The 12,185-nt window shown below is 51.3% G+C and carries 12 protein-coding genes; 8 read left to right on the top strand and 4 right to left on the bottom strand.

The window, feature by feature from the left end; translation table 11 throughout:
* Nucleotides 1-113: 113 nt before the first annotated feature.
* From E9531_RS02390 to E9531_RS02375, 4 genes are all read left to right on the top strand, one after another.
* On the top strand, nt 114-1,307 hold the full coding sequence (locus E9531_RS02390; protein WP_136572116.1) for a uroporphyrinogen-III C-methyltransferase: 1,194 nt from the start codon (nt 114-116) through the stop codon (nt 1,305-1,307).
* Nucleotide 1,308: 1 nt separating this feature from the next.
* The gene (locus E9531_RS02385; RefSeq protein ID WP_136572115.1) at nt 1,309-1,794 is read left to right on the top strand and encodes a heme biosynthesis HemY N-terminal domain-containing protein; all 486 of its coding nucleotides are present in this window, start codon (nt 1,309-1,311) and stop codon (nt 1,792-1,794) included.
* A 338-nt stretch (nt 1,795-2,132) separates the two neighbouring features.
* Complete coding sequence (locus E9531_RS02380; RefSeq protein WP_136572114.1) at nt 2,133-2,840, top strand: protein-L-isoaspartate O-methyltransferase family protein; 708 nt, start codon at nt 2,133-2,135, stop codon at nt 2,838-2,840.
* 133 nt (nt 2,841-2,973) lie between these two features.
* Nucleotides 2,974-4,836 carry a hypothetical protein gene (locus E9531_RS02375; protein ID WP_136572113.1) on the top strand — a complete coding sequence of 621 codons (1,863 nt, stop codon included), beginning with the start codon at nt 2,974-2,976 and terminating at the stop codon, nt 4,834-4,836.
* Between the two features lie 58 nt (nt 4,837-4,894).
* Here the strand turns inward: E9531_RS02375 and E9531_RS02370 are convergent, their stop codons facing one another.
* Nucleotides 4,895-5,686: a type III pantothenate kinase gene (locus E9531_RS02370; protein WP_136572112.1), complete on the bottom strand. Its 792-nt coding sequence runs from the start codon at nt 5,684-5,686 to the stop codon at nt 4,895-4,897.
* Between the two features lie 123 nt (nt 5,687-5,809).
* On the opposite strand from E9531_RS02370, the gene lysM reads away from it, so the two are divergent.
* Nucleotides 5,810-6,295, top strand: coding sequence for a peptidoglycan-binding protein LysM (gene lysM / locus E9531_RS02365; protein ID WP_136572111.1), 486 nt, complete (start codon nt 5,810-5,812; stop codon nt 6,293-6,295).
* A 115-nt stretch (nt 6,296-6,410) separates the two neighbouring features.
* On the opposite strand, the gene E9531_RS02360 is transcribed toward lysM, so the two are convergent.
* The 3 genes from E9531_RS02360 to E9531_RS02350 all read right to left on the bottom strand — a co-directional run bounded on the left by E9531_RS02360 (nt 6,411) and on the right by E9531_RS02350 (nt 8,603).
* The gene (locus tag E9531_RS02360; RefSeq protein ID WP_244609938.1) at nt 6,411-6,842 is read right to left on the bottom strand and encodes a rhodanese-like domain-containing protein; all 432 of its coding nucleotides are present in this window, start codon (nt 6,840-6,842) and stop codon (nt 6,411-6,413) included.
* 141 nt (nt 6,843-6,983) lie between these two features.
* Nucleotides 6,984-7,754, bottom strand: coding sequence for a M48 family metalloprotease (locus E9531_RS02355; RefSeq protein WP_136572110.1), 771 nt, complete (start codon nt 7,752-7,754; stop codon nt 6,984-6,986).
* A gap of 321 nt (nt 7,755-8,075) precedes the next feature.
* Nucleotides 8,076-8,603, bottom strand: coding sequence for a GNAT family N-acetyltransferase (locus tag E9531_RS02350; protein ID WP_136572109.1), 528 nt, complete (start codon nt 8,601-8,603; stop codon nt 8,076-8,078).
* 420 nt (nt 8,604-9,023) lie between these two features.
* On the opposite strand from E9531_RS02350, the gene E9531_RS02345 reads away from it, so the two are divergent.
* The 3 genes from E9531_RS02345 to E9531_RS02335 all read left to right on the top strand — a co-directional run bounded on the left by E9531_RS02345 (nt 9,024) and on the right by E9531_RS02335 (nt 12,056).
* The gene (locus E9531_RS02345) at nt 9,024-9,824 is read left to right on the top strand and encodes an ABC transporter permease (RefSeq protein ID WP_136572108.1); all 801 of its coding nucleotides are present in this window, start codon (nt 9,024-9,026) and stop codon (nt 9,822-9,824) included.
* Between the two features lie 101 nt (nt 9,825-9,925).
* Nucleotides 9,926-11,146 carry an ABC transporter ATP-binding protein gene (locus E9531_RS02340; RefSeq protein ID WP_244609953.1) on the top strand — a complete coding sequence of 407 codons (1,221 nt, stop codon included), beginning with the start codon at nt 9,926-9,928 and terminating at the stop codon, nt 11,144-11,146.
* A 22-nt stretch (nt 11,147-11,168) separates the two neighbouring features.
* The gene (locus tag E9531_RS02335) at nt 11,169-12,056 is read left to right on the top strand and encodes an SAM-dependent methyltransferase (RefSeq protein WP_136572106.1); all 888 of its coding nucleotides are present in this window, start codon (nt 11,169-11,171) and stop codon (nt 12,054-12,056) included.
* Nucleotides 12,057-12,185: the final 129 nt, after the last annotated feature.

Here is a 12,185-nt window from a genome sequence, read left to right as displayed (position 1 = left end):
TCGCATTGCTCCTGCACCGATGAAGGTACAAGCTTGACCATCTCCCTGTGAACTCCGAAGAACGCCCCACCCCACAGCCACTTCATCAGGTCATCGCTAACTGGCGCAAACCCATGCTGTTCCCAATTTGGGGAGCTTGGCTGCTTGTTGCTATTGCGGTGCTCGGGCTTCTTCTCGCCTACAGCCAATGGCGACGTCTGAACCACATTCAAACGCAATTGGGGGTTCAAACCACACAAATTCAAGCCCAGGCGATTGAAGCCAAAACTCTATCGGAACAAGCGCAGGCCTTGGCTCGTGATGCATCAACCCGCTCCAGCCTGAGTGAGGCCCGGGTGAATGAATACACCCTGCAACGCTCCCACATTGAGCAAATGGCCTTTGAGCTGTCACGCACACGCGACGAAACCATGCTGATTGACATGGAAGCCTCATTGCGCCTATCACAACAACAAGCCCAATTGACGGGCTTGGCTGACCCTTTGGTGGCTGCATTACGCAATGCGGCACAACGGCTCGACCGTGCAGAACAGCCACGGCTGACCCCTATTCGCAGCGCTATCGAGCAGGACTTGTCCCGCTTAACCAGCGCGGCTGTGACCGACACGGCTGGCCTGCTCGGACGCATCGATACATTGCTGCTGCAGTTGGAGCAAATTCCTTTAGCGAATGCCGTTGGCGGTACCTCCTCCGCTCAAAATGCCCCCTCTCCTGCCATCGAGACTGCGCCAACCGACTCGGAATCAGCAAGCAACATTTCGGTGCCCCCAGACAATGTAGAAGCCACGCCTCTACCTGATGACCGGAACACTGTTGCCGTGCAAGCGGATGATAGAGGCTGGCTAGGTGTGCTATTTGACAACTTCTCTTCGCTGGTTAGAGTGCAACGCATTGATTACCCAGAAGCAGCCCTATTGACAGCAGAGCAAGCATTTTTCCTGCGAGAAAACATGCGTCTGCAACTGATGAATGCACGCATGGGTTTGCTTGCACGCCAATCAAGTTCTGCCCGCGCAGATCTGGCATCCGCACAAGCATTGCTGCTGAAGTATTTCGACCTGACTTCCGCTCGTACCCAGCAGGCGTTACGCACCTTGCAGCAACTGCAAAACCATATTCTTTCAGTACAAGCCCCTGCCATTACAGATACCCTCAATGCGATTGCCGCTGCGCACGCTGTGCGCCAAGTCACGACGCAGCCCGCCAATACAACCAATGCGGCTTCAGTTGTTGGGGGCAATAGTGCAAACACTGGCACTTCGGCAGCAATAAACACTCCTGCAGCCGCCTCTCAGGAGCGAGATTGATATGCGAAGTGCTCTGTGGGTCCTTATCCTTTTTGCCTCTGCTGTCGCTGCAGCGTTGTTTCTCAACAGCAACCGCGCCACTGTCACCTTATTCTGGCACCCGTATCGCGTTGACCTCTCGCTGAACCTATTCTTGCTGCTGATTGCATTTATCTTTGCCATTGGCGCCCTGTTGGTCTATGCAATCCTGTCGGTATGGCGCATGCCCACAGAGGCCAAAATCTGGCGTGAATACCGCCACGACGTGGCTGCACACCAACGCCTCGTACATGCTTTGCATGCACTGTCAAAAGGCCAATGGCAAATAGCCAGTGACGAAGCCCTGAAGCTGCAGCAACTGACTCAAAACGCGCTGACACAAGACCTTGAATCAGCGCCTATAGGAAACAATAAAGAAAGAGAAGAACACGAACGGCTGCTCGAACTTTCTAATTGGCTTGAACAACAAGCCCGCCGCGCCCAACGCCAAGGCACTTCTGCACAATAAGCCTCCTTCAACAAGGCTAAAAACCCCTTTTTAAGCAGCAACAAAACAGATGCACGCGGCCAGAAACAACTCTCAAAACGCGCATTCCAACAACTTCGGAGGTCGTCAAACGCACTCAAAACGCCTTCGAGATGAATATGAACCATCAAATGCCCTGAACCCGAACTAAAATGCCAAGTTGATCCGGGGTTGGCAATGGGCAATGGAGCAATGCACCATCCACACAACCGACCCAAGCTGTGCTGTCGCACGGAACGTCTGCCAGAAGCGCCATCCCAAGCATCCCCTATCAGCCTTGCGTTGAGTCAGACACGGAATCTCAGACTCTGGAGAACACGATGACATTGCCTTTGAACCGTTTGCAAGAATTCACCCACCCGGAAGATGTTGCCCGCTTCAATATGATTGAGCAACAAATTCGCCCCTGGAACGTGGATGACAGTGTGGTACTGTCAACCTTGGCGCGGGTCAAGCGCGAGCACTTCACTCCTGCTGCATACAGGAATATGACTTTCATGGACGTGGCTGTGCCTTTGCTTCCAGATGGCCAGTGGCAGTCTCGCCCAGATGCATGCATGCTCCCACCAAAAATCGAGGCTCGCATCCTCAATGACCTGGATATTCAAGCCCACGAGCGTGTACTTGAAATCGGCACAGGTTCTGGTTATATGGCGGCATTGCTTGGCGCCTTGAGTAAAGAAGTGGTTTCTCTGGAAATTGCCCCAGACATGGTTGCGCTGGCCAAAGCCAACCTCAGCAGCTACGGTGTGCAAAACGTGGCCGTTGTGCAAGCCAATGGAGCGGCAGACGTGCCCGCTGGTGGATTCGATGCCATTGTCATCAGCGGCTCTGTTGTGGAAATTCCTGCCATTTTGCTTGGCGCACTAAACGAAGGCGGCCGCCTGATGGCTTGCGTTGGCCAAGAGCCCGTCATGCGGATGACTTTAGTCAAAAAACAACACGGCAAACTGCAAGTCACAACGCCTTGGGATTTCAATCTCCCGCGCTTGCAGGGCTTCCCCGAGCCTAATGGGTTTAAGTTCTAAGCCAGTTTAAGTGCGATACCAATCAGCTCAGTGCACTGATTGGCAGAAAGAATCTGCCTTTGAACAAGCAGGTGAAACGGCACACGGCTATGCTTCTGTTAGGCATGCACGATATCAAAGTAGAAAGACCTTCATGCAGCGCCAAACTATGCTGGGCTACGCTTGTGCTCTGATGCTCTTGGTGACCGCAACTGCTTTATGCTTTGATGCAGCTTCAGTTCGCCAAGCACCAAAACTCTTCTTGGCGCCAATGGTAGAGGTGACGGACAGTTGCATCCTGCCTGGCAATGCCAATGCGCAGGTCCCTGCCTCACTCGAATCGGTTTGTACAAAAGCCATCAATGCTTCAGCAGCCGCATTGATTGCCCAAACGCTTGCTCAACTGCCCGACCCAGCACACTCGCGCCAAGCACAACACCGCTACGAATTGGGATACACGCTTGCGATCCCGCTCTTACAGCTGTACGCTCAAGATGAAGCGGGTCAATGGCGCCTTCAGCAAGACAGGATAAATCGTTTCGTTCGCACCCTGCGCGATAGCTCGCAACAGGCTATCGTTTACTTGTTTGCCACTCATTTCAGTGCCCACGCTGCAATCGAAAAGGACTTGGCACAAGACGATGCCAATTTAGCCCAAACATCAACAGGGCCGATTGCTCCGAGCGACTATTTAGGCAGCCCTTTGTACGCATGGTCTGTTGCCCGTACAGATAATCCGATCACTCTCTATCGTCGAGAAGCGATGAAAGCGGTGATAAATACCATCTGTGAGTCAGGCGAAGCGACTATTGAAAAAGTACGCGGCATGTCTTTGCTTGGTGAAGTTCACCAGCTTTTTCCCAATTTTGCTACTGGTACAGGCTTTACTGAGCCCTACCGCATTACTGATTACAGCCAAGCCTCAATAGGGCAATGGCATGCTTATCTTCAAAGTCGTTTTGGAACACTGGCCAGATTTAATCGTGCCATCGCTGCCAACATCACCCACTGGGACGAGATTGATGCGCCGCGCAGCGATATTTTGACCTTGCCTCGCCAACAATGGGAGGCGCGCCGCACTGAACACATTGATGCTTACAGCCATGGATTGATTCCGGTGGGTGGCTGGGCGTTCACCGCCAATGTCCAGACGCACGCGCAGAGTCGGATACTGGTCTACGTTGACGGAGAAGCTGTTGCTCGTCTTCCGATCAATCAAGGCCGTCAAGACGTACTTGATGCACGCCCTGACTTTGGCGATAGATCTGTTGGCTGGCAAACGTTTCTCGATTACAGCCAATGGAGTAACGGTCCGCATACTGTACAGGTCTATTTGCAAGCGCCTGGCCAAACTTTGCAGTTACTCATCAGCAAAACGCTGCAAGTCAACACGGGCATTGCGCCCACCTCCACTCAAAAAACCATTCGCTGGCCACACAGCATAGCCGCCTCCAAAGATTGGGCCTTTTATGTAGACTTGCCGCGCGAAGACCGCCCTTACTTATTCAATCCTTTAGCATCAATTTGGCATGCATTCCGGCAAGAGCAAGTCAACCGGTACTTACGTTCCTTCAGCAATGTATTAGATGGCACGTGTTTGGCACAAAACCCCTTATACCTTCACCAAATTATTCCCCATACCAACCCTGGCTGGGATCCGCAAAAATTTGCAATTCAACGGACGCTGCAAGCACAAACTAAACTCCGTTTAGGTGTGAGTCTATATGGCGAATCGAGCATGAGCGAGGCATTCCTGAACGACCTCAATGCGCAAGGTCAGCACCAATACGGAGTTACGGAATTTCATCCTCTCAAACCATTATCGCCACAAGAATTGGAACGCACGCTTGAGCAACACCGCCGCGCGGGCGCAAGTTTCTTTTCATTTTTCATGGAACCCGTCTGGGAAAACAAAGAGATTGAGCGTGCAGCCAACCCGTTCTCTCTTTCTCCTAAGAATCCATTCAAAGGTTCTGATAAAACATATGAATCATTGCGCGATGTATTGCGGCAGTAAGCACGGATACCTAAGATGCATCGCTTGTATTCACATAACAGCAGGCAACGTACGTCCTCTATATTTCCCCCTTAGATGCAGCGTTTGTATGGACCCTTTCTTGTGCCAGCGCCAGTAAACCATCAAAAATCAGACTTTCCACCAGCTCGAAAGGCCTTGTCATGCTGGGCGCCATTTTCCAACCGGCACCACCAGTCATGATGCAAGCAGGCACTTGCCCGGTACGTTGCTGCAAGTGCTGAATCATGCGCTCTACCGCACCTGCAATCGCGTAAGTACCACCACTGGTTAATGCATCACTGGTATTGGTTGGAAAAGGCTTGACTTCACCAGTAGGCACATGCAGGCCTGCGGTGCCGGACTCCAGCGCACGGAGCATGATCCCGTGCCCCGGCAGGATAAGCCCCCCCAGAAACTGTCCATCGGCATCGATAGCCTCCACAGTCACGGCGGTCCCCACCATCACCACAATCAGAGGTCGCTTTTCTCCGCGCGCAAGAAGCCGATTGCGCGCACCGATCATGGCTACCCAACGATCAGCGCCTAGACGCCCAGGGTGGTCATAGCCATTAACCAAGCCAGCGGCTTGCCTGCCCGAGCTTACCCAAAACGGCTCAACATCCCAAATCTCCAATTGTTCAACCACACGGTTGCGCACAGCATCAGCAGCAACGGCGCAGCCAAGCATCATGCTAGGGGCAGGTAAACCCGCCCAATGGTTTTCCGACAAACGGTCTATGTGATCCAAAAACTCCACTCCCTGAGCTATCAGGCGGGCGTTCCAGCGTGCCTCGCTGTACAAAGCCCATTTCAGGCGCGTGTTACCTATGTCTATTGCAAGAAATGTCATTTCAGGAATTTTGATATTTTGTTTCTGTCACCAAAAATCATAACCAGTGCAATCACATGCGGCTACACTTGGCCGTTGGCAGCATCATCTCGGGGCTGCATTTTCACTCAAAAGGAGTCAAGCATGGGTCTCTTCAGTTTCATCAAAGAAGCGGGCGAAAAACTCTTCGGCGGAAAGGCCGCTAACGCAGCAGAAAGTGCTGGTGCTTCAGGTCAAGAGGCATTGAATGCAACTGCCGCAACCGCTATCGAAGCTTACATTGCCACGCAAAAACTCAATGTCAGCGATGTCAAAGTGGCATTCAATGGCGAAACAGGCAAGGTGACCGTCAATGGCGTAGCCGATACCCAGCAAGATCTTGAAAAAGTCACTCTGTGCTGTGGCAACGTTGCCAACGTCAATGAAGTGGACAACCAAATGTCTGTTACCAACCCTGAACCAGAAGCGCAATACCACGATGTGGTGCGTGGAGATACCCTCTCCGCTATTGCCAAGAAATACTACGGCGATGCCAATAAGTACCCTGTGATTTTTGAGGCCAACAAACCCATGTTGTCGCACCCAGACAAAATCTATCCAGGGCAAAAACTTCGTATTCCCGCACTGTAATATTTCGGAATGCGTTTTCTGAGTTAGTCTCAGAGAATTCACCAAAAAAAGGCACCGACAGGTGCCTTTGCCTTTTAAGCTTCTAGTGAAAAAGTGCCAATCCCATTCCTTAAAATCAAGATTGCCCCCAGGGCAAGCCATGGTAACGCCAGCCCCCTATACGCCCACGGTGCGCATGGGCATCTAACGCGCCCTCAAAACCTTCAAGAATATTGTAGGCCTCAAAACCCAGCAAAGTAGCACGTTCAGCCGCAGCAATTGAACGTACGCCACTACGGCAGAGAATGGCTAATTTCTTGCTTTCAGCCCCAATCACTGCCGCACGCAGTTGCGCATCAAAATCAGGATTCAAGGCCATTCCTGGCCACTGTTTCCACGCAATAGCAATGGCCCCCGGCACAGAACCTACCCACGCACGCTCAGCATCGGTGCGCACATCAACTACAAGCGCCTCGCCGGTTTGATACCACGCCCAGGCTTGCTGAGGAGAGATATCCCCCGCGTACGATAAATGCAACTGTCCATTCATATTGTCATTTGTACCCATCACGTTTTGAATCCTAACTGCTTTCCACCACTAAATTTTGCGCCAATACACCCAGGCTATGCACCAAGAGAAAACACAAAATGATAAAAAAAGCGCATAACTCAACGGCTATGCGCTTTTTTTATTTTTGATCAATGCCGATTACTTGGCCTTGTCCAAACGTCCTTGTAAATTCTCAACGCGTTTTTCTGACGATGGATGAGAACTCAGCAATGAAGAAGCCGCGCTACTTTTACCGCTGAGTTTGGCCAGTTTTTGAAAACCAGTAACCAAGCCCTTGCGCTCCAATTTAAGCTGAGTCAGCAAATCAAATGAGTAATTGTCTGCTGCTGTTTCCTGGCTCTGGGAAAATTGGGCATTGATGAATGCCTCTCCCAACGCGCCGGCAGCAGAGCTGGACAACACCGCAGCCGTTGCGTTGCCGCTGGCCGCAGCAGCCTGCCTAGCGGCAGAGGTGGCATAAGCAGTGCGCATGCTCGCGGTGGAATGCCCCAAAGCGACATGCCCTAACTCATGGCCAATTACGCCGCGAACCTCATCATCATTCATCAAATCCATCAGGCCTGAATACACACGCACACAGCCGTTATCCATCGCCCAAGCATTGATATCCTTGGTCATATAGACCTTATAGTTGATCGTTTGCCCTTCAATTTCTTTAGGCAAAGGCTTCACAATGGCGGCCAATCGTGTTGCATACTTGCTATTGGACTTGGCAATTTGATTGTCTGTATCGAGTGCTTGGCAAGATTGGCTCGACATCTGAACAACGTCCTCCTTGCTCAGCGTCACAGCTTTAAGGGCTGAGCCTCCTGCATTCAGCATTCCCTCGTTAACATTACAACCTGCAACCAGTGCTGCAACTGCCGCAGCACAAGTAAGGGTAAGCAAACGTGTTGCTGGCTTGGTCATAGTGATTTGTTCTCCATCTAGTGATCGTTGAATGTTTAGTCAAAAACACTGTTTAAGCATACACGGACATACCCTGCATTTGAATGCAGTCGCCATGTAAAAAGTATCAAAGCATTATAAGTAGCACCTGCATTCTTGCGGAGAAACCGCTACAGAACACGCCCTCTTTTGGGGCATCTATCTGTAATAAATGTTCGTAAGAAAACCGCTGGGATCAGCGGTTTTCTTACTTAAACAGATACCTTAACCTTAACAAGCCAATCAACGCTTATCAGAGAGACGATCTGGCAAACCACCAAAAATCGACTGAACTGCAGCAAATCAACGGCCTGTTGTCAGTGAGCGTTTAACGCGAATCTCTTCAAACTTCATGCCACCGATCGTAGCTGTTTTGGCGCTACTGATTTCACGCTCAAAGCCAGCGGTTTCATGAAATTTCAAAGCACGCTCATTCTGTACGGGGACCCAAGCGGTCACGTTCGTGCACCCCTCTTCATGCAAGCCTTCTCTGGCAGCATCCCAAAGTGCGGCACCCACGCCTTTATTCCAATGGTTGGGGGCAATATAAATAGCCCAAATCTCACCAGTGGTAGGGCGTGTCTTTTCGTCACGCGAGCGATCAAATCCGACAAAACCAACGATCTTGTCTTGCTCAATTGCCACCTTGACTTGAGGCTCGCAAAACTCAATAGCTTCACGCCAGTAAGCCACGCGCTTTTCGACACTGACAGACTTCAAATGCTCATCGGGCACAATGCCTTTGTAAGCTGCCTGCACAGCAGCGGTATGAATTTGGGCAATGGCTTTGGCATCACGCAAAGTCGCAGCACGAACCTGAATTGTCGACATAATGATAACTAGGGAAAACGATGAATTTGAAAAACGGCGTATTCTGCACCCAAGCGGGGGTAAATATCAAGTGCAATCCGGCCTTGACAGACGAAACGTAACGGCATTAGTGCCATGCAGTTGCGCAGATTCCCGTTTTGCGCAAGCCCGCAGTGTGCCCCGTCACGCACTGAAACAGTGTTTAGTTTGAGTACAAAGCAAAACAGCTAAACTGCGTGGCTTTGCTTGCGCGTAGAAGCGGTTGTTATGGGAACCATGGTAGTCACGGTCTGCGTTTGCCATACAACGTTTGGCCACTACATGGCCGATCAACAAGCAGACAATTACTCAGGCTTGAAAAACGCAAAAATCCATTACGTACATGCAATGCATTCGTACTCGCTCCTCTGGTTTTGCTAATCTCAACCAGACATTGAAAACATGAAGTTTCTTTTTTCAGATATAGCTGTATTGGCTCGGATGCGCGCCTTGCTTGTCGTTCTGACCAAGCGTGAACTCAGCGCCCGTTTTGCTGGCTCCATCGGCGGGATTGTGTGGGCATGGATCCAACCCGCGCTGACTATTGCAAGCTACTTTGTCGTTTTTGACTTGGTCTTCGCAATGCGCCTAGGTGAGCAGGCTCCTTCAGAACGAGTTGGCACCTTTTTGATTGTCGGCATGATCGGATGGATGGCTTTTTCCGAAATGACGCAGCGCGGCATGAGCAGTTTGGTTGACGTAGGAGGATTACTGCAAAAAAACCCTTTGCCTCCCGTCTTGTTTCCAGCACGCTCAGTACTGGCCAGTGCCGTCGTATTCTTCCCCCTTTTCTTGCTGGTAACAGTAGCCTACTGGCCGATGCACCACGGCGCATTAGCCATTAGCGCCATGCTGCCGCTGCTGGCCTTACAAACTGTGACGGCATGGTTGCTGGGCTATTTACTTGCTATTTTGATGGCCGCTTTGCGTGACGTTGCGCAGCTGGTCGCATTTGTATTCTCCGTCGGAGTTTTCGCCGCACCGATTCTGTTTCCACTGACTATGTTTCCAGAACGCTGGCGCTGGGTACTTTGGCTCAATCCCATCACCCCTTATGTACTTGGCTATCAAAATGTATTGCTCAAAGGGCAATGGCCACCAGCAAGCATTTGGTTAGCCATCGGCATCACCATTGCGGTAATTGCCGTGATCTTGAACATTGTGATTGGCCGCAGCCGTGACCAACTGGTGGATTGGCTATGACAGACACCGCTTCATCTTCGACGCCCGTATTGGGCGCGCACGAACCTGAGAACGGGCAACCCGAATCAAGTCATGCAGAGGTTGTCCTCAAAGCCCAACAAATGGGCAAAGAATACAAGCTCTACCCATCCGCACGTCAACGGCTAAAAGCACTGGTTACTGGGGGCGCCTACCATCGCAGCCACTGGGCACTGCAGGATGTTTCTTTTGAGTTGCAACGTGGTCAGTGCATTGGCGTCATTGGCGACAATGGCGCGGGGAAAAGCACCCTTTTGAAACTATTGGCAGGCACGCTCCAGCCCTCCACAGGCACGCTTGAGCGTGTGGGGCGTGTCACAGCGATCTTGGAATTGGGAGCAGGATTTCACCCAGATTTCAGTGGCCGGGAAAATCTGTACTTTGCGGGCAGCATGATTGGTATTCATCATGCGCAGATGGCTGAACTCGAAACTGAAATTGTGGAATTTGCAGGGCTTGGCGATGCCATGAATCGGCCTGTCAAAACCTATTCTTCAGGAATGGTCGTGCGCTTGGCTTTTGCGCTGATGACAGCCATTCAGCCTGATGTTCTGATCGTGGACGAAGCGCTGGCCGTTGGTGACCAACCCTTCCAGAAAAAATGTGTCGAACGCATCACCGCCTTCAAGGAAAACGGCTGCACCATCTTATTTTGTTCGCACAGCCCCTACCATATTCGAACCCTGTGCGATACCGCGATGTGGCTGCATAAAGGCAAGATTGAAGCTTTTGGTCAAACAGAAGAAGTCCTTGGAGCCTACCTCACCCACACACGAATTTTGCTGCAAGAGCAAGAACAAGCCGCAGAGCCCACCAACGAGGGCGCCACAGACAAGAACACCGAAGGCAATGCAGCAAGTCAAAAACCAACACCCGTTAGCGCACGCCATGCAGATGCCGCACATATCATCAATGTCGAAGTCTCGCACCTGCTTGAGGACAAAGAGGGCCAAGCGCCCTTACTCAATAGCAAAGACCTGATCGTCACCATTACAGCGCGAGGCAACGGCGCCGAATGCCCTAACGTGGGCTTTATGATTGAGCAGTCCAAAGGGGTTGGAATCACGTCCTTGGCAACGCATGAAGACAAGGCCTCGCCAAAACAGCTCGAAGATGGATCGTGGCAATCTATTTTGACCTTTGCCGATTTGCCGCTGCATAGCGGCCAATACGTCATCAGTGCCTTTTTATTTGATGAAAGCGGTTTAGTGGTCTATGACGAATGGCTGCGCTTCATGCACATTCGTTTTCTAAATCCAACCCTCATGCCCGGCCTCGTCAAGTTGCCCCATACTTGGGCATGACCCTTTTCATACCATCCTGACCATGACAGCCAACACCTCAGCTACAGAGCGATTGACACAAGCACAGCAGCTGCTCAGTCAATCGGATTTCAGCGCAGCAGCTCCATTGCTACTCCAGGCGCGCCAAGAGCCATCAACCAGGTTGGCTGCGCACCATCTGATAGAAAAGCATCAACTTGAGGGCTCTTTTCAGGAAATGATGGGGCTCAACTGCAGCATCTCACAACAGGACGACATATTCCATTTCTTTGCAGGTCACCCAACCTCCATCAATCCCTTGCGCGACTACTTCGCTGATGGCTGGCGCACACTTTCAGAATTGATGCTATTGCTTGAGAAAGTGAACAAACCACTGAGCCAAACCAAGAGTTTCTTAGAGTTCGCCAGTGGCCATGGCCGCTTTACACGCCATTTGGTTAAAGCCATTGGTGAAGATGCGCTAACCGTATCCGACGTCGTAGAAGATGCGGTGCATTTCTCAACACAAACTTTCGGCGTTAAAGGCTTTGTCTCATCCACTGAGCCAGAGCAAGTCACTTGGCCCAGCCAATACGAAGTGGTGTTTGTACTGTCACTCTTTACCCACCTGCCACTCAAAAGCTGGAGCCGCTGGCTAAACCACCTCTACCAAAGCGTTCAACCCGGCGGCGTACTGGTCTTCACTACCCATGGCATACAAGCCCAACAGCGCCAACGGGTTGAAATGGATGAAACTGGCTTGCGCTTTTTCCCATCCAGCGAATCTAATGCCATTGAGGCACAAGAATACGGAACGACGTTCACGAGTGATGCCTTCGTGCGCTCGCAGATTGCGCAAACTATCGGCATAGACCAACTGCGCCTATACGCACCAGCCTCATTCTGGAATTACCAAGACGCCTATATTATTGGTAAGCTGGTGTCGACTTAACTGCCCGATCTCGCACGTATAGTCAATACCATTGACACCAACCACATTGCAACTCAACCAGTAACAGCAATCTTTCCATGCTCTCTCAACGTAGGCAGACGCTCACCTCACTCTGCGAGTACTGTTACT

Source organism: Lampropedia puyangensis, from assembly GCF_004833285.1.
Lineage (GTDB): Bacteria > Pseudomonadota > Gammaproteobacteria > Burkholderiales > Burkholderiaceae_C > Lampropedia > Lampropedia puyangensis.
Note: the sequence above shows the minus strand (reverse complement) of the source record. Positions and strands in the feature narration are given on the sequence as shown.

Excerpts from the sequence above, each read along its gene's own strand:
- E9531_RS02340 (WP_244609953.1), top strand. The coding sequence starts at position 9,926 with ATGGGCAAAGAATACAAGCTCTACCCATCCGCACGTCAACGGCTAAAA.
- lysM (WP_136572111.1), top strand. The coding sequence starts at position 5,810 with ATGGGTCTCTTCAGTTTCATCAAAGAAGCGGGCGAAAAACTCTTCGGC.
- E9531_RS02350 (WP_136572109.1), bottom strand. The coding sequence starts at position 8,603 with ATGTCGACAATTCAGGTTCGTGCTGCGACTTTGCGTGATGCCAAAGCC.
- E9531_RS02345 (WP_136572108.1), top strand. The coding sequence starts at position 9,024 with ATGAAGTTTCTTTTTTCAGATATAGCTGTATTGGCTCGGATGCGCGCC.
- E9531_RS02355 (WP_136572110.1), bottom strand. The coding sequence starts at position 7,754 with ATGACCAAGCCAGCAACACGTTTGCTTACCCTTACTTGTGCTGCGGCA.
- E9531_RS02335 (WP_136572106.1), top strand. The coding sequence starts at position 11,169 with ATGACAGCCAACACCTCAGCTACAGAGCGATTGACACAAGCACAGCAG.
- E9531_RS02385 (WP_136572115.1), top strand. The coding sequence starts at position 1,309 with ATGCGAAGTGCTCTGTGGGTCCTTATCCTTTTTGCCTCTGCTGTCGCT.
- E9531_RS02390 (WP_136572116.1), top strand. The coding sequence starts at position 114 with ATGCTGTTCCCAATTTGGGGAGCTTGGCTGCTTGTTGCTATTGCGGTG.
- E9531_RS02360 (WP_244609938.1), bottom strand. The coding sequence starts at position 6,842 with ATGGGTACAAATGACAATATGAATGGACAGTTGCATTTATCGTACGCG.
- E9531_RS02375 (WP_136572113.1), top strand. The coding sequence starts at position 2,974 with ATGCAGCGCCAAACTATGCTGGGCTACGCTTGTGCTCTGATGCTCTTG.
- E9531_RS02370 (WP_136572112.1), bottom strand. The coding sequence starts at position 5,686 with ATGACATTTCTTGCAATAGACATAGGTAACACGCGCCTGAAATGGGCT.
- E9531_RS02380 (WP_136572114.1), top strand. The coding sequence starts at position 2,133 with ATGACATTGCCTTTGAACCGTTTGCAAGAATTCACCCACCCGGAAGAT.